The sequence below is a fragment of the Mesorhizobium sp. CA8 genome (assembly GCF_020164955.1).
Taxonomy (GTDB): Bacteria; Pseudomonadota; Alphaproteobacteria; order Rhizobiales; family Rhizobiaceae; genus Mesorhizobium.
In genome coordinates this window covers 34,446-54,949 of sequence record NZ_JAIUHG010000019.1, presented here as the reverse complement: position 1 = coordinate 54,949, position 20,504 = coordinate 34,446, and the positions used below count along the sequence as shown (strand labels likewise).

Below are 20,504 nucleotides of genomic sequence, written 5' to 3'. Positions count from 1 at the left end.
CTATCTCCCATATGTATACGTCACGGTCGCCTGGCCGAGCGCAGAGCTTTTGGCGGCGACCGAGATCATCTCCGGCAAGGGGTTGGCCGGTATGCGCAATGTCTTTTCACCCAGCGCATAGAGCGTGAAGACATAATGATGGTCGCCGCTGCCGGGCGGCGGGCACGGGCCGAAATAGCCTGCGCGGCCGACGCCGCCTTTGCCCTGCACCGAGCCCTTGGGCATGCGACTGCCACTTTGCGCGCCGGCGCCCTCCCGCAGTGCCTTGGCGCTCGCCGGGATGTTCCAGGCCAGCCAGTGCCAGAAACCCTTGCCGCCATTGGCATCGGTGTCGAACATGGTCAGCGCGTAGCTTTTCGTTCCGGCCGGCGGATCCTTCCAGGCAAGCGCGATCGAGACGCTCTGTCCGCCACAGCCGGGCTTGTCGCCGAGATATTTCGCATCCCATTTGCCGTTCGACACGGAGGGGCTGGAGATCTCGAAGGCGGACGCCTGGGTGGCGAAGGCGACAAGGGCGAGCATGGTGAAGCCGAGGCGCAAGGTCATTTGATCCTCCCTGAACAACACAGCGTAGCCGAAAAGCGGCCCGAAAAAGGGCAAGCTAGCGCGGCCGCCTGCCTGGACAATGAAAAAGCCCCGCCGGTGGAGGCCGTCGGGGCTCTTTCGTTCGGACCATGGGGGTGGGACCCCACGACCGGGTCGATCCAGGGGGTGTTGGATCGGCCGCGACACTAGCCGAGGGATCGGCCGCGCGGACAATCACGCCTGCGCACTCCCAATCACGCCTGCGCGAGTGGACGGTGATGGCCGGCTGCTGATCTCCTTTTAAGGAAGATCAGCCCCGCAGCAGCTTTGCCAGTCTCGGCACGCCTTCGTTCACCGCGCGGTCGTCGGCAAGCGTGAACGACATGCGCAGCGTGTTGCGGCCTGTGCCGTCGGCGTAGAAGGCATTGCCCGGCACGAAGGCGACGCGCGCCTCCTTAACCGAACGCGCCAGGAGCTCGGTGGCGTCAGTGCCTTCCGGCAGCGTCAGCCAGACGAACATGCCGCCGTCCGGGCGGCTCCAGGAAATGCCGTCGGGCATGTCGGCTTCGAGCGCGGAAAGCAGCGCATCGCGGCGCTTGCGGTAGGCATCGATCAGCTTGTCCACCTGGGCGTCGAAGATGGTTTCGGCGACGCGGTGCATGACCATCTGGTTGATCGAGGGGCTGTGCAGGTCGGAGGCCTGCTTCATCAGCACCAGCTTTTCCACCACATGGCGCGGCGCGCAAACCCAGCCGACGCGCATGCCGGGCGACAGTATCTTCGAGAAGGAGCCGCAATAGAGCGTGCGCGCATGATCGATGCCGCCGGCGCGGGCGCAGTCGAGCGCCAGGATCGGCGGCTCGCCCTCCCCGTCGTAACGCAGCGCGCGATAGGCGGCATCCTCGATGACGGCGATGTCGAGCTCGCCGGCGAGGTCGAGCACCGTCTCGCGCTGCTTGGTATCCAGCGTATTGCCGGTCGGGTTGGCGAAATCCGGCACCAGATAGGCGAACTTCACCTTGCCGCCATTTGCCGCCGCTGCCGCGCGATAGGCTTCCGGCGTCATGTTGCCGCCGGCGGTGTTCAGCCGGTCGTAGCGCGGCTCATAGGCGTTGAAGGCCTGCAGCGCACCGAGATAGGTCGGCCATGTCACAAGCGCGGTATCGCCGGGGGACAAAAAGAGCTTGCCGAGATAGTCGAGCGCCTGCTGCGAGCCGGAGGAGATGAAGATGTTGCCTTCGTCGCATTGAACGCCGAGCTTGCCCATATAGGCGGCCAGCCATTTGCGCAGCGGCAGGAAACCCTCGCTGACCTGGTATTGCAGCGCGGCGCCCGCCTCGGCGCCGCCGAGCACGGCCTGGTAGGCATCGCCGATCGCTTCGGCGGGAAACAGCGACGGATCGGGAATGCCCCCGGCGAAGGAGATGATGTCCGGCTGGTCGAGCAGTTTCAGGAGCTCGCGGATTTCCGAAGCCTTCATGCGCGAGGAGCGCGAGGCCAGAAGGTTCAACAGGGTCAAGGCGCACCTCCCGCAGTGCTTCTATTTAGGTCAGCTTGGTTGACCTATTATCAGGCCTGGCCTTTCGCGTGAATACACAAAACGGTCATGGCGCATCGTCCAGGCAACATTTGGCCCACAGATTTTCGCAAAAGCTAATGAAAAGCCATTGCACGCTCGGCGAGGCCAGCGCACGATTATGACCAGAAACTGGAAGTTGATAGAAAATCAATCCGGACCAAATGGGGGAACGCGTATGACGCTCGAGGTCATCGGGGCCGGCTTTGGCCGCACCGGCACGTGGTCGACTTTCGCCGCGCTGAACAGGCTCGGCTTTCCGAGCTACCACATGCAGGAAGTCATCATCAACAAGGCCAATAAGGGCCATCTCGCCTTCTGGCGCAAAGTGGCGAACAGCGAGCCAGGCACCCAGCATGACTGGAACCGGGTCTTCGCCAATTATCGGGCGACCGTCGACAATCCGGGCTGCTGCGTGTGGCGCGAGTTGATGGTCGCCTATCCGGACGCCAAGGTGCTTTTGACGCTGCACCCGCGCGGCGCCGAAGCCTGGTATGACAGCACCATCGACACGATCTACTTCACCGAGAATGTCTGGCAGTTCAGGGTGCTGGAATGGCTGACGCCATTCGGCCGCAAGTTCGGCGACATGTCGCGCAAGCTGGTCTGGGGCCGGACGCTGAAGGGCGTGATGAACGACCGCGACAAGGCGGTGGCGCGCTACAATTCCTATATCGAAGAGGTGAAGGCGGCAGTGCCGCCGGAAAAGCTCTTGGTGTTCAAGGTCAGCGACGGCTGGGCGCCGCTCTGCGATTTCCTCGGCGTCGATTTGCCCAACGAGCCCTTCCCCAATCTCAACGACCGCGCCAGCATCAAGAAGATCATCAACGGGATGATCATGGGGTCCTATCTGATGCTTGCCGGCGTCGCGGTGCTGATCGCGCTTGCGGCTGGCGGCTTTTGGTGGTGGCTTGGGTAGCGGACGGTACCCATCAACCCACCACGACCGCCGATGCCGCGTCTTCGGCGCCGCGCGATTAGAACGGCAGGCGGATTTCGTCGGGCTCGGCCCGCTCGGGCCAGCCGATGTCCTTCTGGATCTCCGCCGGCAGTTCGTAGAGCTCGCGCGTCGTCCTCCGGCGCTTGCTGGCCTGCGCGAAGGCGGCACGGATCCTGTTAAGACTTTTGATCATGAGAGCCTCCATACATCGATCAGCGGCGGAAAACCGGCGCCGCCTCTTCCCGGCGTCGCTTTTGCGATGCGTCTGTAACCAGTCGATAGCGCGCGAACGGTGAAATGCTTCACGAAGCCGGAGCGGCTTGAAACATATGCATGCAAATTAGTTTGTGGGATCGGCCACGCAGCCTGAGTGAAAATTGGGAGCTTGCGTGGCCTGCAATGTCAGACGCTTGGGCTTGTCGCCTGATGGGTTGATTCAATGGCCGGAGAGGGAGGCGATAGGTCGAGTTGTAGCTCGGCAATAAATTAACGGCTTCTAATTCACCTGGCTTTCGCACTCACTTTTCCGCTCCGGGCCACTTCCCTGCCCGCGCGATAGACTATGCGGTCCTTCGGCACCGCTACCACCGCTTCGGGAACATGCTCAGCCTTCAGCGCAACGAAATCCGCCTTGGCGCCGGCAGCGATGCCATAGCCTTCGAGCCCTAGCGCCTTGGCGCCGGCATGGCTCACCACGTCGCAAGCGGCCTCCAGCTCCCAATCCTCGTAGAAGCCGGAGCGGTAGCCGATCATGTTGGCGCGGTTAAGCATGTCGCCATCGCCATAGGGCCACCATGAATCGCGGATGTTGTCGGAGCCGGCAAAGACTGTGACGCCAGCCTTGCGCAACGCCGCCAGGGGCGGGAAAGGATGGTCGCCGGGCGCGTTGGTCATGATAGCGATGCCGGCGGCGGCGATCCTCTCGGCGGCCCTGGCCAACGCATCGGGAGAGATGTCGCCCAGCGCATAGGCGTGGCTGATGACGACTTTTCCTTGCATGCTCGATGCCGTGGTCCGGGCGACGATCTCCTCGATCTCGAACAGGCCGAGCGTGCCGCGGTCATGCAGGTGGACGTCGACGCCGGCGCCGCGTTTTTCGGCGAGACCGAAGACGACATCGAGATGGCCCTTCACATCGCGGTCGAAGCTCGCCGGATCGAGCCCGCCGATCAGGTCGCAGCCGAGCCTGAGCGCCTCGTCCAGCAGCTCCGCAGTGCCTGGCGAGGACAGGATGCCGCTTTGCGGGAAGGCGACGAGCTGGATGTCGATCAGGTCGCGGTACTTCTCGCGCACCCCAAGGATCGTCTCCACATGCTTCAGCCCGACCACGGCATCGACCATGACATGGCTGCGCATGGCGAGGCTGCCATTGCCGACGCAGAGCTCGAGCTGGTTTCCCGCCCGCTCCTCCATGGCTGCTGCCTGCTCGAGGTTGCGCATCTGAAAGGCGACCCGCTCGCGCACGTCGAAGCCGTTGGTGCAGGGAATGTGAGGGCGCCAGGCGTCGCCATAAAAGGAGGTATCGAGATGGGTATGGCCCTCGACGAAAGCCGGCAGCACAAGCTGCCCGGCGAGGTCGACGGCACCGGACCTGGCTGCATTGCCGGCCGGAGCGATGGCGCTGAAGCGGCCGTCGGCGACGATGAGGTCACGGAGCGAGCCATCGGCAAGCCTGGCGTTGAGAAAATGAGTCTGATCCACGATGCAATCCGTTGAAAAGGCAAGCGTCAGTCGTCGCCGGTCGAACGGACGAGGTCAATGCGGCAAGGGATAGAAAGTGTTTCGCCTTGCCTTCTCGTTGTGGGGGGCGGCAAGCTCAACCCTCCGCATATACCGTCTTCGCGGAAGTTTCAGCGGGCGGCAGATATGCGATGGTGAAGTCTGCGGTATGAGGCCGCCGTGGTCGACGCGGACGCCCAAGCACATCCCCAACAATGCGCCCCCAACGGCCGCGTCGACCATGAACGGAAATGGCAATGGCGACCTTGTCCAGGTCGCCGTTTCGACCGGCCCGCCTAAGTCAGCCTTGGATGCCGGCGTATTCGGCGACCAGCGGCTCATATTCCTCGAAGGACGGCAACGCTTCGTAGCTATGCACGGCCGACGTCGCCGCCCAAGGCAATTTCTCAGATGTCCAGGTCTCGATGAACGGGGCAAACCAGGCATGGTCGTCGAGCATTGTCGGGCGCAGGTTGACGAACCAGTCGATCCCCTCCGGCCGCGTGAACATCCAGGTCATGCAGTAGCCGCAGAAATAATGTTTTGAAGCGCCGTGCAGACCGCCGACCACCGGCTCGCCCTTCGTCACCTCGAAAGCTTCCGAGGGGATCGCCGCGCTCAGCGAATAGGCGCTGGACGACATCGACTGGCAACCGGTGCAATGACAGGCCATTGTAAGCAAGGGTTTTACGGAGATCTTCAGCCGCACGCGGCCGCAGCGGCAGCCTCCTTCAGCGGGTAGAGAAAGCGGCGGCAAGACGGGCTCCTTGGGTTGGATCGAGACTTTACCGACAAATATCGGCGGTGACAAAGGGGCGCGAAGGAACGCGGCCTTTCAGTTATTGCCCTCCAACCAGCTCCGCCGTGGTCGTCATCCGCGCGCCCTGCCCCGCGAAGGCCTCGTTGTGGCGGGCGATGATGTCGGGCGCCTTCTCCTCCAGTGAATCCAGCGTCGAATGTGCGTCGGAAACGACGGTGACGCCCAGACCTTCGGCGAAGGCTCCCTTTACAGTGGCGGCGACGCAGAAGTCGGTCTGGGCGCCGATGAGCACGACGTCCTTCGCGCCATGCCCCGCCACCCATTCGATGAGTTCGGAATTAGAGAAGGCGTTGCCGACATTCTTGCCGAAGGTCGGCTCGTCGTCGGCCTGACCGAGCAGCGGCCAGACCGGCCAGCCGGAGGCGCCCGGCGCCAGCGGATCGCCGGGCGGTCCGTTATGGCGGATGAAGGCCACCTTGCGGCCCGTGCGCCGCGCCCAAGCAATCAGCCTGCGGGCGCGTTCTGCGATGGTGTCGGCGTCGTGGATGGGCGGATCGAAACGGCCATCGAACATGCCCATCTGCAGGTCGATGACAATCAGCGGCGCGGCGGCGGAGGGGGCGGTGTCTGGCATGGCGCAAAGATAGCGTGGGTGGGGGACGGGTCAAGAAGGAGGCAGGAGCCAGCAAGCAACAACTCGCGCGAACCATCTACAATTTTCGGTTGTATTCAGGATTAATCACAACTAAGGTGGTTGAGAGATCGGGGGATGACAATGGATGAACAATACACCGTGTTCCTGATCGGAGGAGGCACGGGAGGTGACGAGCAGGCGGTTTTCACGCCGCACGATGTGGGGACCCGATGCAGGCTCACCTGCAGCTATCGCAATAAAGTGATCGTTGCTGAAGAAGACGACTACTTCGAAGCCCTATGCCAAATCCGCAATCAGCTCGAAGTGGAAGGACTACTACCCTTTTGTTATGGCGCGAGCGCCAATATTTTCCCTGAAGGCACCGTGACAGAGATGAGTCGAGGATTGGTGGTCTGCAAAGTAAAAGCGGGCGAGCCTCCCAAGAAGAGCGACTTAGTCAATATATTTGACGATGGCTATGATGTGATGCCCGTGTTCGTCTCGATGCAGCAGAAGTTTTGGGATTCGTGGCTCGCCTCCCTGCCCCGATCGCAAGACCCGGAGATAGTGAATTCGATGGACGGTGCGGCCCACTCCCTCTGGCAATCTCTAACACTTGGTTTTGCCAAGATATTGAAATCGCTTTTTCCACGGTCAGAGGGAAGATAAGGCGCCTGGCTTTTACGACATCAGCGGCATCGGACCCTTCAGCGCTTCCGCCAACCTGCTGCAGCCCAAGGCGCGCGGGCGCATCAATGGGTTGTTCGTCGGCATCTTCTGCATCGGCGGCGCGATCGACTCGCTGCTGGCCGGCATTGCCTGTGCCTGGGGCGGCTGGAACGCGGTGTGTACGGTCGGAGCGCTGTTCGGGGTGGTGGCGCTAGCGGTGGATTGGACCGAGTAGCACGATCTTCCCTTCTCCGCTTGTGGGGGAAGCTACCCAATCCCTCCTGTCACCGTATAGGCCCCGCCGACGCGCCCATCCGGCGACCTCACAATGGCCGTGACGATCGAACCATAGGAACCGCGCCAGACGCTATGGAAGCCTTGATGGGTCGTGGCCGGTACGATCACGCGACCGGTGAATCGGTTACCGTTGCCTTGCATGGAAACCGGCTCGCCGTTGACGTGGACTTTCACTACCGCCGCGTCGCCGACCTCCAGTGCAATCGCGATCTCATCGGTGGCGCCGGAGCGCGCCGTCTCAGCCGTGAGCGCCAGCGTGAGCGGGGCATCGCCGACACGACTTGCCGCGCCCCTGCCGTCGAACACATCATCGGCCAGCGGCGGCGTGCGCGGCGGAATGGTGCGGCGCTTCGTGGCGCGCTCGTAGTCGCCGGCGATCCTCAACAACACTACGTCATCATAAGCCTTGCCGGCGAAGGTGAGGCCGACGGGCATGCCGATATCGGCCATGGCGCCCATCGGCACCGTCACCGTCGGGATGCCGAGATGCCGCCAGACCAGATTGCCGTTGGCGACCCAGGTGCCGTTGCGCCAGGCAAGCCGGGCGGAAGCCTCGTTGATGTCGGCATCGGCCGGGCCGACATCGGCGACCGCCGGCAGCACCACGGCGTCGAGGCGGTTGGCATCGAGCCAGTCCTCGAAGTCGATGCGGCGCGTTGCTTCCAGGCCCTTCAGGCCTTTCTCGATGGTTGGGATGTCTTCCAATCGCGCCACCCCGCGCTTCGCTCGCTCGACATACTGCGCCAGATCGAAATCGGCATCGCCGTAGCGATCGCGCAACGTGCCCGGCGGTTGCGGGAAGATTTTTGCGCCGTCGACCGAAGCGAGATCGGGGATGGCCGAATCGGCGTTGGCGCGCAGGAAATCGTCCCAGGACCAGATGGACAGGTCCCAGATCTCGCGTTCGGCGAATTCCGGCGGCACAAGGCCGCGGTCGACCATCGACAGCGCGCCCCGACGGTCGCGTTCGTAGTTGGAGACGACAGGGAAATCGACCTCGACCACCTCGGCGCCGAGTGCTTCAAGGTCGCGCGCCGCCTGCCGCCACAACTCCAACACCGAGGCGCGCGTCTCGATCGGGCGCTCCGCGCCTTCGTCCTTGCCGATATACATTTTCGGCACGCCGAGCCGCTTGCCCTTGAGCGCGCCTTGCAGCGGAAGCGCGGCATATCTCGCCGGCCGCAGCGCCGAGGCTTTCGGGATTTGCACCCAGGGCTGCACGCGCCAGAAGTCGCCGCGCGTCTCGTTATCGTCAGCGACGATCACATCGAGCAGCTCCAGCATGTCGGGAATGGTCCGCGTATGCGGCACGACCACATCCATGGTCGGCACCAAAGGCCAGTTGCCGCGCACCGAGATGACGCCGCGCGAAGGCGTGTAGGCAACCAACGCGTTGTTGGATGCGGGCGCGCGGCCGGACGACCAGGTTTCCTCGCCCAGACCGAAAGCCGCGAAGCTGGCTGCGGTCGCCGTGCCGGAGCCGTTGGACGAGCCGGAGGCGAAAGCGGCGGTAAGGAAATCCTTGTTGTACGGGCTTTCGGCGCGGCCATAGACGCCGCGCTGCATGCCGCCATTGGCCATGGGCGGCATGTTGGTGAGGCCGATCAGCACCGCGCCGGCCGCGCGCAGCCGGGCGATGGTGAAAGCGTCCTCGTTCGCCATGAGATGCTCGAAGGTCGGCGAGCCGGCCGCCACCGTCAGCCCCTCGGCCTTGTAGCTGTCCTTGGCGGTGTAGGGGATGCCGTCGAGCGGTCCTAGCGTCTTGCCCTCGCGGCGGCGCCGGTCGGACGCTTCCGCCTCTTCGAACATCTTCGGGTTGAGGACCGGCACGGCGTTGAGCGCGATGCCGTGGCGATCGTAATGGGCGATGCGCCGCAGATACGCAGCGACCAGCTCGACGCTGGTGACGGTGCCGTCTTCCAGCGCGCGGCGCAGGTCAGCGATCGAGGCTTCGACGAGGTGGAGCATGATGGCGAGCGAATTCCCTTGTAGAAGTTGCGTTCCGTCACACCCCCCTCTGCCCTGCCGGGCATCTCCCCCGCAAGGGAGGAGATTGGCTGGCGCGACGGCTTTCGCCAATCGCTGACGCTGCAGAGAGGGCGCCGTCGCAGGAACTGCCGATCGCCCCCCTTGCGTGGGAGATGGCCGGCAGGGCAGAGGGGGTGCTATCCCGCCGGCCCGTCAGGTAATCCAAAGGCTCTATTCATTTTCCCGACGAATGCCCGCCTCCCGCCGTCGTGCTCTACGCTCAACCCACCAATCATTCTGCCAATTCTCATAGCCGAGAAGTGAGCCCTCCATCCGTTCGAGGGCTTCGTTCCAGCCGGTCTTGGCGGAGACTTTCGATGCCAGCAGATATGCGTCTATTCGCCATTCCTCGCCGGGGAGTGCGAAGAAGGCGCGCCGCCATCTTTCGAACTTCGGGAAGCGAGCGCGCTCGGCCTCGGTGAAGGGCGTGTCGATTATGCGGCGCACCAACCGACCCGAGCGGACGAACGGGTCGAAGCGGACCAGCATTTCCGCCAACCACTCCACCGGATAGGTGTCTTGGAACACCGCCAGAGGCTTGCGACCTTCAAGCATCAGCGGCAGCTCGAAATTCGTGTGAACGAGATACGGTGTCTGGCGGATTGGATGCCAGGACTGGACGCGATTGAACCTCGGGTCAAGCTCGCGAGGTGGGATGCATATCGCGCTCAGCCTTTGAATATCTCCCGGGCCCAATTCCCATGAGCCTGATAGCCGTGTGCTGCTGCAATCCAGAACCGCGCCCAGCTCTTTCAGGTCCAAGACGCAGATTCGAGCCTCAGCGACAGCCGAACCTGTCGCAGGATCGATCTGCTGCAGGACAAAATAAGTGGATTCGGCAGTGTTGCTCATGCGGCGACGATGGCTGCTCGGACAATCCTTGTACAGGTCTTCTTCGGATAGTCTGGCGGGACAGCATCCCTCTGCCCTGCCGTCCTTCGCAGCAGCTGCGCTGCAGCTTCGGCGGGTGAATCGGGCATCTCCCGCACAAGGGAGGAGATTGGCTGTCACGCGGCCCCGCCTCAGCTATTCCGGCGCCCCGATAAACAGCACCGTGCTATCCCCGCCGGCCGCAGGCCAGTCGCGGATGGTGCGGTCGATGCCGCCGGTCAATAGCGTGCCGTCGGCGGCGAAGGCGACCGAATACATGGGACCAGTGCCGGGGTCGAATTCGGCGATCTCGGCGCCGGTGTCCATGTTCCATATCCTGGCTGTGCCACCAGCGACACGGAGCCGAGACGCTTGCCATCGGCCGACAAGGCGAGCGCGTAGACCGTGCCGGAATGGCCGTCGAAGCGGCGGACCTCCTTGAAGGTGTCGAGATCCCAGAGCTTGATTGTGTAGTCGCCGCTGCCGGTCACCGCGTGATGGCCATCGGCCAGGAAGACCGCGCCATAGGCGCCGCGGTCGTGGCCGTGCCAGCTGCGCAGCTGCTTGCCCGAAACGATATCCCAGAGCTTCAGCTCGCCGTCGATACTGCCGGTGAGCGCCCTGGTGCCGTCGGGCGAGATGGCGACGGAGCTCACCGACCAGTCGTGGCCCGGCAGCACGTGCAGCACCGTCCCCTTCCCCAGGTCCCAAACCACGACGGAGCCGGTGTCGTGACCGCTGACGGCGCGCTTGCCGTCCGGGCTGATCTTCAGTTGCCTGACGCCGCCGTTCGCCCCTGAGGAGAAGACGCGCAGCACGGTGCCGTCGGATAGCTGGCGCAGCACGATTTCGCCGTCGTCGCCGGCGGTGAGCGCGTCCTGCCGTCGGGCATGAAAAGCGCGGTGCGCGCCATATCTTTGTGCTGGCCAAGATCGCGGATCAGCCGCTTGCCGTCGATGTCCCAGAGCTTGATCATGCGGTCGGTACTGGCGCTCAAGATCTGGTGGCCGTCGGCCGACACCGCCAGCCAGACGACGGCGTCGCGGTGGCCTTCCAGCGCGGTCGGCCGGGCCGGAGGCGCCGGCGGAGGCGGCGCCTCCGTCTGCGGCGGCGTTGCGGGCGCGAGTGCCGTCTGCTCGGTTGGCTGGACGGGCTCTGCCGGTTGGGCAGGCCGCGGCGGCGCGGACTCGGCCGGTGGAGCGGCTGTCTGCGCCGGCTGAACGGGAGCCGCAACCGGCTCGGGCAACGGGGGCTTTGCGGCCTCTTCCTGTGCGGATGCAGGCGCGGCTGGCTCGACGCTCGCCTCAGGCGTGTTTGGCTTTGTGCTCGCCTCCGGCGTGGTTGGCTGTGCGCTCGCCTCCGGTTCGGGCGGTCGAGGCGCCGGATCTGCCGGTGCGGTGGCGACTCCCTTAGCCTCTTCGCCGCCCAGTTCCTGAGTCCGCCACGGACCGAACTGGTCGGCGACGATCACGATCAGGGCCAGAAGCGGCAAGGCGAGTGCTGCGCGGCGCAACCGCGGATGGCCGGCCGGCGCGACCTCGGCGTCGCGACCGAACAAAGGGGCGGCCGGATCGTGCCTGGCGGCGCCCGGCAGCAGGCCGGCGAGGAAAAGCAGCCCGGCAAGGATCGACAGCAAGCCGGCCGCGCCGAGGACTTCCAGGCGCGTCGTCGCCTCCAGCCCACCGCCCAGCGCCGGATAGAGCTTGGCGAAAGAGGCAATGCCGACGATCAGCATCGCCAGCGCCAGCAGCCTGTCGGTCGATCTCTTCATCAGTTTCCCCCGCGCCTCGCGGCCCCAAGTCCTTACAATCCGATGGCGACAGGCGGCCCGGCATCTTAGCGGAGCCCGCGGCCAGCCTAAGTGCAGGACTTCACACTTCGCCAGCCGATATCTCGGCATCCAGCTCCAACCGGCGCGGCGCCCACTATTGGGCGATGTTGTATCAGTAGAACGCTATCCCCAGGAATAGAAAAGCTCGCTCCACGCCGGTCATTGACAGAAATTGCTTATGTGAGATTATCCGCCGGGATTTTCAGGGGAGAGCATCTTATGAAGAAGACTTACGAGAAGCCTGTTTTGGTCCGCAAGGGCAAGCTTTCGGCGGTGGTGGCCGGTCCGTCGGTCATCGTCAACGGCAGCACCACCTAATGATGTAATTTCAGCGCCGTAGCAGGAACGCTAACGGTGAAGAGCTTGCCCGGGCGTTTGCTTGACGGCAGACGTGCGTATGAGATCGTGCGGCGAAACTTCGGGAGAGCTTGGATGAAGAGAACCTATGTGAAGCCGACCCTGGTCAAGAAGGACAGGCTTTCGGCAATCACCGGGAACGGCGCAGCTTCCGTCGTATTCTGAGCCAAAAGGCGCATTGCAGACCTTCAGGCGGCGCGCGTTAGCCTTGCTTGAGATATCGCAGGAATTGCCGCGCGTTGGCCGGCATATGTCAAAGCGCCACGATCAGATCGTCGAGCACAGCCTGCCAGTGGTGTCTGGTGGAGATACGCACACGCGTCACCGCCTCCAGCATGGGCGCGTATTGAACGGGCGCCAGCGCCGACAGCACGATTTCGTCGCGCGCGACCGCCTCCTCCCCCAACCAGCTTTCCACCAGCGCGGTCTCTCCTTCCGAGGCCAGCCAGGCCGCCGTGAGCATCACCGAGTGGAAGCCGAAGGGCGTGGCGCGACCGAACTCGGCCGGATGGCCGCTGCTGGTATAGGCGATGTAGGCGCCGGACACGTTGCCGTTGGCATAGCCCTCGCTGTTGGCGGTGTGGTCGCGCGCCATGGCGTTCAGATTGCGCCAGTCTAGCCCGGCGTGGCCGGAGGGCACTTTGCACAGGCCGCGCGGGGTTATGTCGTCGAAGCCGATGGCCTTGAGCGCCGCGTCGGGCGCGAGCGCGCCGCGCGCCAACAGGCCGAGATCGACCGGATAGGCCGACAGCTTGAGCCTTCGGTCGAGCCCCGAGCCCGCAATGACGATTTCATCGGCATCGACGCCGAGCGGGAAGCGGAAGGCGGCGTCGGCAGGCAGCGCCCGGTTCTCGAGCAACTGACCTTTGCCCATGACCGACAGCGTGACGCCCGTCGCGACCGGCGTCCTGCCATTCAACGTCCGCCCCGGCGCTAGGCCGACCGGCTTCGGCAACGCCTCGCCGATGAGGCCGACCATGGCGCCCGGCGCATCCCGCAGGCACACCGTCTGGTCCCGGTTGGCACTGCTGGCGCGCCAGCCCGGCGGCACCGAGACCGAGAAACGATAGACACCTGGCCGCTGGATCGCCGCGCTGCGGCGCTTCGACGACATCGGGAAATTCGCGAAACCGGCAGCGTTGCTGCGCGCCGAAGCAAGGAAAGTGCCGCGTTCGTTGTAGAGCCGCACGACGATGCCCGCCATCGGCCGGTCGGCTTGACCATAGGTGCCGTCGCCGTCGACATCCATGTAGACGAAGGACGAGAAGTTGAGCTTGCCGGATGTCGCCGCCCACGCGGCGCGCGGCGCATAGTCGCCCGCCGGATTGGGGTTGCCGCGCGCTCTGCGGCGCTTGCGGCGCCAGCGCAGCGCGATCGCGATGAGGGCGATCGCACCGGCAAAGACGAGGGCGGAGATGAGGGCGACGAGGGCGGTGTCAGCCATGGCGGCCAGGCGACGGCTGCAGACCGGTGTTCAAGACCATCAGGTCACCCCCCCTCTGATTCTTGGCAGACTAGAGCACGATGCCGAAAAGTGTGAAGCGGTTTTCCGACGACATCATGCTCTATCTCTTTGATATGGAGACGGATTCAGACTTCAGGTCGATTCGACCTGAAGTTATCCGGCTCTAGCGTTGGGCGCTGATGCTGCAAGGTATGTCCGCAGGAAATTCGTCTTGAATAGTAATCCCGGCGGGACGGCGCGGGCCTTCCTTTCTTGCCGGAGAAGGTCAGGTCGCCAATTCCACCCAGACCGGCGCGTGATCGCTGGGGTTTTCTCCTCCCCGCACCTCACGGTCGATGCCCGCCGCTTTCAGTTTTCGAGCGAGCTTCTTCGACAACAGGATGTGGTCGAGCCGCAAGCCGGCGTCGCGCGGCCAGCGGTTCCGGCGATAGTCCCAGAAAGTGTAGAGCCGCTGCTCCTTGGGAAAAACCCTGCGCAACGCGTCCGTCCAGCCCTGGTCGATCAGCGCGGCGAAGACGGCGCGGCTTTCAGGCTGCACCAGCGCGTTATTGTCATAGGACCGGGTCTCATAGATGTCGCGCGGCTCGGGCACGATGTTGAAATCGCCGGCGAGCGCTACCGGCAGGCCGGTGTCGAGGAGCTCACCCGCATGCGCCGCGAAGCGCTCGTGCCAGGCGAGCTTGTAGGCGAATTTCGGGCCGGGCTGCGGATTGCCGTTTGGCGCATAGAGGCAAGCGATGACGACGCCGTCGACCGCCGCCTCGATGTAGCGGGCCTGGCGGTCGGCATCATCGCCGGGCAGCGCATCGCGCGTCAGCACAGGCTCGGCGCCGCGTGCGAGGATCGCGACGCCATTCCAGGTCGGCTCCCCCTTCCACACCGCGCCATAGCCGGCCTTGGCGAGCCGGGTCAGCGGGAATTGCGTGTCGCGGGATTTCAGCTCCTGCAGGCAGACGACATCGGGCTTTGCCTTGGCGAGCCAGGCGAGCAGGTTTTCCAGCCGGCTGTTGATGTTGTTGATGTTGAAGGTGGCGAGTTTCATCAGCTCATCAGAACAAGAAGCCCAGATGTGTCGCAAGAGGGCAGCACGATCTGCTTCGGCACCCATCCCTTCAGCGTCGGCGCCGAGAGTTATGACTGAGCCATCCGTGCCTTCACAGTCTCCGCCACCGTCTTTAGATGATCGCCCGTCGAAAAGCCCGAGATCGCCTTGCGTGGCTTCAGATCGTGGTCGCCGTCCTCGAGCCAGATCACCTCGATGGCAGGAGAAAGGCCGTAGGTCGCGACTTCCTCCTTCGTGCCGAACTCGTCGCGCGTGCCCTGGAAGATCAGCGTCGGCGTCTTCAGGTCGGCGAGATGCTTTGTGCGCAACTGCTCCGGCTTACCCGGCGGATGGAAGGGATAGCCGAGACAGACCAGCCCGCCGATTTCGCCCTTGGCGAACATCTCGTCGGCGACCATGGAGGCGACGCGGCCGCCCATCGACTTGCCGCCGATGATCAGTCTGCCGGTCACGGCCTTGGCGCGCAGATCCGCGATCGCCTTGACGTATTCCGGGTTCACCGTCTCGGCGCGCGGCGGCGGCTTGCGATGGCCGTAGCGGCGCGCCGCCATGTAGTGGAACTCGAAGCGTGCGACGCGGAAGCCGGCCGCTGCGAGCGCCTTGGCGGTGGCGGCCATCGACGCGGAATCCATCGGTGCGCCGGCGCCGTGCGCGAGCAGGATGGTGACGGGGGCGGAGTCCGGGCCGTCGAAGAGGAAACTGGTCATGGGGAGGTCTCGCTTGCGAGGCCGAGTTCCGTCACACCCCTCGCTGGCCTGCCGGGCATCTCCCCTCAAGGAGGGAGATCAGCCGTTGCGTCGGATTTCGCCAACCGCCAGCGTGGGACGATAAGTACGGCGCCTGAACTGCCAATCTCACCCCTTGCGGGGGAGATGGCCGGCAGGCCAGAGGGGGGTGCTCAAGCGCGAACATCTCGCTCACCTGCCATATGCAGATCCACGAACTGTATCCCCTTCTGCGCAGTCCGCGCCCATTCGGATACCGCATCCAGCTCCAGATAGCGCACCCACAGCCGGCGAGCTTCGGCGAGATTGCCGCCGTCGAACTCCAGCCGCGCGAGGTTGAACACCGGATCGGCGTAAGTCTTGTCGAGCACGATCGCCTTCTGCAGATGCCGGCGCGCCGAAGCGACCTTGCCTTCGTCGCTCATCAGGCCGGCGAGATTGAACCAGGCCTCGACGAAGCCGGGGTCGAGCTTTATCGCGCGGGCATAATCATGCGCGGCTTCGGCAACCCGGCTGGCGCCGCGCAGGCAGTTGGCGCGGTTGAAGGCGGCAATCGCATCCTTGGGATCGATCGCCAGACAGCGCTGGTAGAGCGCAGCCGCGTCGTCGTGACGCCCTTCCTCTTCCGCGGCTTCCGCCTCGGCGAACAATTCCTCCAGCGTGTCGTCTTCCGGTGAGCCGAGATCGAACAGCAGCTGACCATCGAGCTCGCTCCTGCCTTCGTCGAGATAGATCGCATCCGGGCGGCCATGCTGCGAGCCTAGATTGAGCGACTTGGCGGTGAGCGATGCGACCGGGCCGGAGCGATGCACCGAGCGCGCGATCGCGCCCCAGGTGGCGCCGCTGGCAATCAGCCCGGCATACTTCCTCGCCAAGATCAGATCGCGGAAGGAATATGGTTCGCCGTCATGCTCGAAGGCATCGAACAGCGACAGCATGTCGAGATCATCACCCGCCAGCCGCGATTGGTCGATTAGCGACTGCCTGGAGAGCGACGAAGCGTCGGGCGCCTTCATCAACCCAAGCAGGCGCAGGAAACCGCTCTCGCTGATCAGCGCGCGGCCTAATTCGCGCTCGGCCTTCGCGCGGCGCTCGATTTCGGCATCGCCGGATTTCGCCGCCTTGGAGAGAAGCGTGCGACCGAACAGGACGTGAGTGGTGCGGCGGGTGACGCCGCGCCGCAACTCCGCATGGCGGCGCTCGACCTCGCGGGCAGCGAGGCGCAGCGGAAAGGCGGCCAGCGCGCCGATGACGCCGAAGACGGCGCCGGGAACGATCACTGGCCCTGCATTTCCCGTCACTTCTTGCTCTTGCCGACAGCCTTCAACAGGTTCGCCTTCAGCGGATTTTCAGCCGCGCGGCCGGCAGCCGCCTTCTTGGCTGGCTTGGCTGGCGCTTCCTCGGCCTTGCTCTTCGACTTGGCTGGCGGCTTCGTCTGCTGCGACAGACTCGCCTTCAGCGCATCCATCAGGTTGATGACGTTGCCACGCTCCGGCGCGGCCGCGATGATCGGCTTGTGGCCCTTCAGCTTCTCGCGGATCATCGCCATCAGCGCCACTTCATAGCGGTCCTCGTAGTTCTTCGGATCGAAGTGCGTTTCCTTCTGCTTGATCAACGCCAGCGCAAGCTCCAGCATTTCCGGATCCGGCTTGCCGGCCGGAATGTTGCCGAAATATTCAGCCGTGCCGCGCACTTCGTTGGGATTCCTCAAGGTGCAGACGAACATGCCGTTCTCGCGCGGGCCGATCGTCACCACGCGCTCGCGGCTGGAGAGTACCAGGCGGGCGATCGCCAGCTTGCCGGACTTGCGCATGGCTTCGCGCAGCACCGCGAAGGTTTCCTCCGCCATGGCGCCGTCGGGCGCGAGATAATAGGGCGAATCCTGGTAGATGACGTCGACCTCGCTCTCGTCGACGAAGGCCTCGATGTTCATCGTGTGGTTGGATTCGATCCTGACCGCGTCGAGGTCGGCGTCATCGATGATGATGTACTGCTTGTCCTCATATTCGTAGCCGCGCACCAGGTCCGAGCGCTCGACAAGGCCAAGCTCGGGGTCGACCGGCTTCATGTTGATGCGGTTGTGGGTCTTCTTGTGCAGCTGATTGAACGAAATGCGCTCGCTCGCGCTGGTGGCCGGGTAAAGCCGGACCGGACAGCTGACGAGGCTGAGTTTGAGGTAACCTTTCCAACTTGCCCTGGGCGCCATGATGAACTCCTACGCGGCCATGCACTGACACTATGTTGGAGCATGGTCTTGTCCAAAAACCGGTTCCCACTTTTGGGGACCATGCTCTTTGCAGCGCTTCGTCCTGAGGACGATCAGCGCCGTGGAAATCCTACACCGCCCCCTGATGATAGTGCCGAATTCCTAGCGAAATGTTTTTCGGGGCGGTTGGCGCGGAGAATAATTCAAATTGTAAGAAGCGTCGATGGAGACGGAACCGAAACGCTGGCAGGACAGAGGGGGTGTGACGGAATGGCAAACGCCTGCGGTTTACCTCCCCTCAACCACCGGCAAATCCCTTGCCGCCTCATCGATCTCCGCCCAGGGATCGCCTGACGTCTCCAGCAGCCCCGGCAGCGAGGCGTAATTCAGGTCCTCCGGCGCGTCGATTGTCTCCAGGTCGGTCCAGCTCACCGGCGTCGAGGCCGGCAGATTGGTGCGGGCGCGCAGCGAATAGGGCGCGGCTGAAGTGTGGCCGCGCGCGTTGCGGTGGAAGTCGATGAAGATGCGCTTCTTGCGGTTTTCCTTGCCCATCGTCGTGGTGAAGGTGTCGGGCGCGCTTGCCGCCAGCAAAGTCGAAATCGCGCTCGATGCCTGATGCAGTTTCTTCCAGTTCTGCTTTCGGGTCACCGGCACGGTGATGTGGATGCCTTTGCCACCCGAGGTTTTGGCGAATGGCACCAGGCCCAGGCTCTCCAGCCCGCCCTTGATGTTGACGGCGGCCTCAACCACCTCGCGCCAGGAAATCCCCTCGCCCGGGTCGAGGTCGAAGACGATCTGGTCGGGCTTGTCGAGTTTTGTGCGGTGCGTGCCCCAGGTGTGGAACTCGACGACGCCGAATTGCGCCAGCGCCAGATAGCCCTTGGCGTCCTCGACCGAGAGATAGGTTTTCGTCTCGCCCTCGGAATTGGTGCTCTCGAACACCGCCACGGAAGGCGGCATGCCGGTGAAGGCGTGGCGCTGGAAGAAGCAGTCCTGCGGCTTGCCGGTCGGGCAGCGCACCAGCGACACCGGCCGGCCGATGATATGCGGCAGCATGAAATCGCCGACCAGCGCGTAATAGACGGCGATGTCGAGTTTTGTTGGCCCGGTCTTGCCGAACAGCCGCCGCTCCGGATTGGTGACCCAAATGGTGGCGAGATCGGCTTCGGCGATCAGCCGCTTGCGCTTGACCGCCACCGGCGTGGTCAGCCCGCCGACATCGCGCAACCCGCGAAAGACGCCGTGGCGGATCGCATTGTCGCCGGTGCGGTTCGAATAATGGATGCGGGCCGACAGCAGCGGCTTCACCCAGTGCATTTCGCGCATGACCTCGCGCGGCACGCCTTCAGGCGGGCTGGCACCGGCGGTCAGCCGCTCCAGCCGGGCCAGCAGGTCCGTCGCCATATCGCGATCGAAGCCGGTGCCGACCTTGCCGCGATAGTGCAGTTCGCCGTTCTCGAACTCGGCCATGCCGAGCGCCGCCAGCCCCTCCGCCCGGTCGGAGACGGTGTAGCCGGCGATGACGAAATCATCCGTCTTTTGCGCCTTCACCTTGGTCCAGCTCTTGGTTCGACCGCTTTGGTAGATGGCGTCGGCGCGTTTGGAAACGACGCCTTCGAGTCCCAGTTCCGTCGCCTGTTCATAGAGCCCGCGCCCGTCACCCTCGACATGGTCGCTATACTGGATGGCGGCGTTGGCGGCCTGGCCGGCGAGCAGTTCGGCAAGCAGCGCTTTGCGCCTTTGCAGCGGCGCCTTGCGCAGGTCCCAGCCGTCGAGATGCAGCAGGTCGAAGGCGTAGAAATGCAGTTTTGAGCCGGCACCTTCGGCCAGCGCATCCTGCAGCAGCCCGAAGCGCGAGATGCCCTTGTCGTCAAGCACCACGATCTCGCCGTCGAAGAACGCTTGGGCAACCGGCAGTCGCAAAAAAGCCTGCGGAAGATCGCCATAACGCTTGGTCCAATCGATGCCGCCGCGGGTGATCAGCCGCACCTCGCCATCCACCACACGCGCCATGGTGCGGTAGCCGTCGAACTTGATCTCGTGCAGCCAGAGTTGGCCGGTGCGCTCCGCGGGATCATCGCTGCCTGGCGGCTTCGACACCTGCGTGGCGAGCTGCGGCTCGATACGGCTCGGCGGGTTAGCCTTGACGGCGCCGGGCAGCGCGCCGGGCTTCAGCGAACCCCGCTTTGGCGGCAGGCGTTCCGTCTTCTTCGGCGCCGCCGCCAGTTCTTCGATGCGGCGGCCGGACTTCACGCTCTCCGGCCGTGCCTCGAGGATGTCGAGCCTGGTGTCGGAAGCGAGGTCGCGCTCCTTGAACAAGAGCCAGTTCTTCTTGTTCTCATCCTCGCCGGGCTTCGGCTTCAGCCGGGTCAGCATCCAGCCGCCATTGAGTTTTTGCCCGGCCAGCCGGAACTTGAAGGCGCCGGTCCTGAGGCTTTTCTCGACATCCTCCATCGGCGCCCAGGTGCCGGTGTCCCACACGATCATCGGCCCGCCGCCATATTCGCCCTCGGGGATGACGCCCTCGAAATCGATATATTCGATCGGATGGTCCTCGGTCTCGACGGCGAGACGCTTGTCGGCGGGGTTGAGCGAGGGCCCGCGCGGGACGGCCCAGCTCTTCAGGACGCCGCCGACTTCGAGGCGCAGATCATAGTGGTCGGCGGTGGCGTGGTGCTTGTGCACGACGAAGCGGTTGGAACCGTCGGCGGAAAGGCTGCCGGCCGGTTCGGGGGTGCGGGAGAATTCGCGCTTGGCGCGGTAGGATTTGAGGTTGGCAGGCATGGACTAAGTGCCGAGGCGCAGACGGGACAATGGCAAACGCCTCGTTCCTTCGCGC

Annotated in this window: 21 protein-coding genes; 5 read left to right on the top strand and 16 right to left on the bottom strand. The window is 64.2% G+C overall.

Translation table 11 applies throughout. The features are described 5' to 3' along the window. Positions 1–546, bottom strand: coding sequence for a YbhB/YbcL family Raf kinase inhibitor-like protein (locus tag LB553_RS20165; RefSeq protein ID WP_224516069.1), 546 nt, complete (start codon positions 544–546; stop codon positions 1–3). Positions 547–835: 289 nt separating this feature from the next. Further along, complete coding sequence (locus tag LB553_RS20160) at positions 836–2,005, bottom strand: PLP-dependent aminotransferase family protein (RefSeq protein WP_224516162.1); 1,170 nt, start codon at positions 2,003–2,005, stop codon at positions 836–838. Between the two features lie 274 nt (positions 2,006–2,279). Here LB553_RS20160 and LB553_RS20155 point away from each other — a divergent pair, with 274 nt between their 5' ends. Next, on the top strand, positions 2,280–3,020 hold the full coding sequence (locus LB553_RS20155) for a sulfotransferase family protein (protein ID WP_224516068.1): 741 nt from the start codon (positions 2,280–2,282) through the stop codon (positions 3,018–3,020). A gap of 58 nt (positions 3,021–3,078) precedes the next feature. On the opposite strand, the gene LB553_RS20150 is transcribed toward LB553_RS20155, so the two are convergent. From LB553_RS20150 to LB553_RS20135, 4 genes are all read right to left on the bottom strand, one after another. Next, positions 3,079–3,234 carry a hypothetical protein gene (locus LB553_RS20150; protein ID WP_224516067.1) on the bottom strand — a complete coding sequence of 52 codons (156 nt, stop codon included), beginning with the start codon at positions 3,232–3,234 and terminating at the stop codon, positions 3,079–3,081. 308 nt (positions 3,235–3,542) lie between these two features. Then, a complete protein-coding gene (locus LB553_RS20145; protein ID WP_412033365.1) occupies positions 3,543–4,745 on the bottom strand; it encodes an amidohydrolase family protein in 1,203 nt (400 codons plus the stop codon). A gap of 316 nt (positions 4,746–5,061) precedes the next feature. Next, positions 5,062–5,517, bottom strand: coding sequence for a GFA family protein (locus tag LB553_RS20140; protein WP_224516065.1), 456 nt, complete (start codon positions 5,515–5,517; stop codon positions 5,062–5,064). Between the two features lie 82 nt (positions 5,518–5,599). Beyond that, positions 5,600–6,154, bottom strand: a complete 555-nt coding sequence (locus LB553_RS20135) for an isochorismatase family protein (RefSeq protein WP_224516064.1) — start codon at positions 6,152–6,154, stop codon at positions 5,600–5,602. A gap of 141 nt (positions 6,155–6,295) precedes the next feature. Between LB553_RS20135 and LB553_RS20130 the strand changes: the two genes are divergently transcribed. Next, positions 6,296–6,823: a hypothetical protein gene (locus tag LB553_RS20130; protein WP_224516063.1), complete on the top strand. Its 528-nt coding sequence runs from the start codon at positions 6,296–6,298 to the stop codon at positions 6,821–6,823. A gap of 91 nt (positions 6,824–6,914) precedes the next feature. Next, entirely contained in the window at positions 6,915–7,058 is a 144-nt protein-coding gene (locus LB553_RS20125) for a hypothetical protein (protein WP_224516062.1), read from the top strand. 32 nt (positions 7,059–7,090) lie between these two features. Here the strand turns inward: LB553_RS20125 and LB553_RS20120 are convergent, their stop codons facing one another. From LB553_RS20120 to LB553_RS20105, 4 genes are all read right to left on the bottom strand, one after another. After that, a complete protein-coding gene (locus LB553_RS20120) occupies positions 7,091–9,088 on the bottom strand; it encodes an amidase (protein ID WP_224516061.1) in 1,998 nt (665 codons plus the stop codon). A 231-nt stretch (positions 9,089–9,319) separates the two neighbouring features. Then, positions 9,320–10,000 carry a hypothetical protein gene (locus LB553_RS20115; protein WP_224516060.1) on the bottom strand — a complete coding sequence of 227 codons (681 nt, stop codon included), beginning with the start codon at positions 9,998–10,000 and terminating at the stop codon, positions 9,320–9,322. A gap of 257 nt (positions 10,001–10,257) precedes the next feature. Next, on the bottom strand, positions 10,258–10,863 hold the full coding sequence (locus tag LB553_RS20110) for a WD40 repeat domain-containing protein (RefSeq protein WP_224516059.1): 606 nt from the start codon (positions 10,861–10,863) through the stop codon (positions 10,258–10,260). Next, positions 10,788–11,789, bottom strand: coding sequence for a hypothetical protein (locus tag LB553_RS20105; protein WP_224516058.1), 1,002 nt, complete (start codon positions 11,787–11,789; stop codon positions 10,788–10,790). Before LB553_RS20105 ends, LB553_RS20110 begins: the two co-directional genes overlap by 76 nt. Positions 11,790–12,068: 279 nt before the next feature. Here LB553_RS20105 and LB553_RS20100 point away from each other — a divergent pair, with 279 nt between their 5' ends. Continuing rightward, positions 12,069–12,167 carry a putative RiPP precursor gene (locus LB553_RS20100; RefSeq protein ID WP_224516057.1) on the top strand — a complete coding sequence of 33 codons (99 nt, stop codon included), beginning with the start codon at positions 12,069–12,071 and terminating at the stop codon, positions 12,165–12,167. 114 nt (positions 12,168–12,281) lie between these two features. Beyond that, positions 12,282–12,371 (top strand): putative RiPP precursor, encoded by a 90-nt coding sequence (locus tag LB553_RS20095; RefSeq protein ID WP_224516056.1) that lies wholly within the window; start codon positions 12,282–12,284, stop codon positions 12,369–12,371. 88 nt (positions 12,372–12,459) lie between these two features. Here LB553_RS20095 and LB553_RS20090 read toward each other — a convergent pair whose 3' ends face one another. The 6 genes from LB553_RS20090 to ligD form a co-directional block, all read right to left on the bottom strand. Beyond that, positions 12,460–13,650: a hypothetical protein gene (locus tag LB553_RS20090; RefSeq protein WP_224516055.1), complete on the bottom strand. Its 1,191-nt coding sequence runs from the start codon at positions 13,648–13,650 to the stop codon at positions 12,460–12,462. 286 nt (positions 13,651–13,936) lie between these two features. Next, positions 13,937–14,713, bottom strand: coding sequence for an exodeoxyribonuclease III (gene xth / locus LB553_RS20085; RefSeq protein ID WP_224516054.1), 777 nt, complete (start codon positions 14,711–14,713; stop codon positions 13,937–13,939). Positions 14,714–14,802: 89 nt separating this feature from the next. Continuing rightward, the gene (locus LB553_RS20080; protein WP_224516053.1) at positions 14,803–15,441 is read right to left on the bottom strand and encodes an alpha/beta fold hydrolase; all 639 of its coding nucleotides are present in this window, start codon (positions 15,439–15,441) and stop codon (positions 14,803–14,805) included. A 191-nt stretch (positions 15,442–15,632) separates the two neighbouring features. Further along, a complete protein-coding gene (locus tag LB553_RS20075; RefSeq protein ID WP_412033364.1) occupies positions 15,633–16,739 on the bottom strand; it encodes a tetratricopeptide repeat protein in 1,107 nt (368 codons plus the stop codon). Positions 16,740–16,756: 17 nt separating this feature from the next. Next, positions 16,757–17,665 (bottom strand): Ku protein, encoded by a 909-nt coding sequence (locus LB553_RS20070; RefSeq protein ID WP_224516051.1) that lies wholly within the window; start codon positions 17,663–17,665, stop codon positions 16,757–16,759. A gap of 288 nt (positions 17,666–17,953) precedes the next feature. Continuing rightward, a complete protein-coding gene (gene ligD, locus LB553_RS20065; protein WP_224516050.1) occupies positions 17,954–20,449 on the bottom strand; it encodes a DNA ligase D in 2,496 nt (831 codons plus the stop codon). Between the last annotated feature and the right edge of the window lie 55 nt (positions 20,450–20,504).

Bases quoted from the DNA above. Each gene is read 5' to 3' on its own strand.
- LB553_RS20120 (WP_224516061.1), bottom strand. From the start codon at position 9,088: ATGCTCCACCTCGTCGAAGCCTCGATCGCTGACCTGCGCCGCGCGCTG.
- ligD (WP_224516050.1), bottom strand. From the start codon at position 20,449: ATGCCTGCCAACCTCAAATCCTACCGCGCCAAGCGCGAATTCTCCCGC.
- LB553_RS20130 (WP_224516063.1), top strand. From the start codon at position 6,296: ATGGATGAACAATACACCGTGTTCCTGATCGGAGGAGGCACGGGAGGT.
- LB553_RS20155 (WP_224516068.1), top strand. From the start codon at position 2,280: ATGACGCTCGAGGTCATCGGGGCCGGCTTTGGCCGCACCGGCACGTGG.
- LB553_RS20165 (WP_224516069.1), bottom strand. From the start codon at position 546: ATGACCTTGCGCCTCGGCTTCACCATGCTCGCCCTTGTCGCCTTCGCC.
- LB553_RS20080 (WP_224516053.1), bottom strand. From the start codon at position 15,441: ATGACCAGTTTCCTCTTCGACGGCCCGGACTCCGCCCCCGTCACCATC.
- LB553_RS20095 (WP_224516056.1), top strand. From the start codon at position 12,282: ATGAAGAGAACCTATGTGAAGCCGACCCTGGTCAAGAAGGACAGGCTT.
- LB553_RS20100 (WP_224516057.1), top strand. From the start codon at position 12,069: ATGAAGAAGACTTACGAGAAGCCTGTTTTGGTCCGCAAGGGCAAGCTT.
- LB553_RS20115 (WP_224516060.1), bottom strand. From the start codon at position 10,000: ATGAGCAACACTGCCGAATCCACTTATTTTGTCCTGCAGCAGATCGAT.
- LB553_RS20090 (WP_224516055.1), bottom strand. From the start codon at position 13,650: ATGGCTGACACCGCCCTCGTCGCCCTCATCTCCGCCCTCGTCTTTGCC.
- xth (WP_224516054.1), bottom strand. From the start codon at position 14,713: ATGAAACTCGCCACCTTCAACATCAACAACATCAACAGCCGGCTGGAA.
- LB553_RS20105 (WP_224516058.1), bottom strand. From the start codon at position 11,789: ATGAAGAGATCGACCGACAGGCTGCTGGCGCTGGCGATGCTGATCGTC.
- LB553_RS20135 (WP_224516064.1), bottom strand. From the start codon at position 6,154: ATGCCAGACACCGCCCCCTCCGCCGCCGCGCCGCTGATTGTCATCGAC.
- LB553_RS20160 (WP_224516162.1), bottom strand. From the start codon at position 2,005: ATGAAGGCTTCGGAAATCCGCGAGCTCCTGAAACTGCTCGACCAGCCG.
- LB553_RS20070 (WP_224516051.1), bottom strand. From the start codon at position 17,665: ATGGCGCCCAGGGCAAGTTGGAAAGGTTACCTCAAACTCAGCCTCGTC.
- LB553_RS20150 (WP_224516067.1), bottom strand. From the start codon at position 3,234: ATGATCAAAAGTCTTAACAGGATCCGTGCCGCCTTCGCGCAGGCCAGC.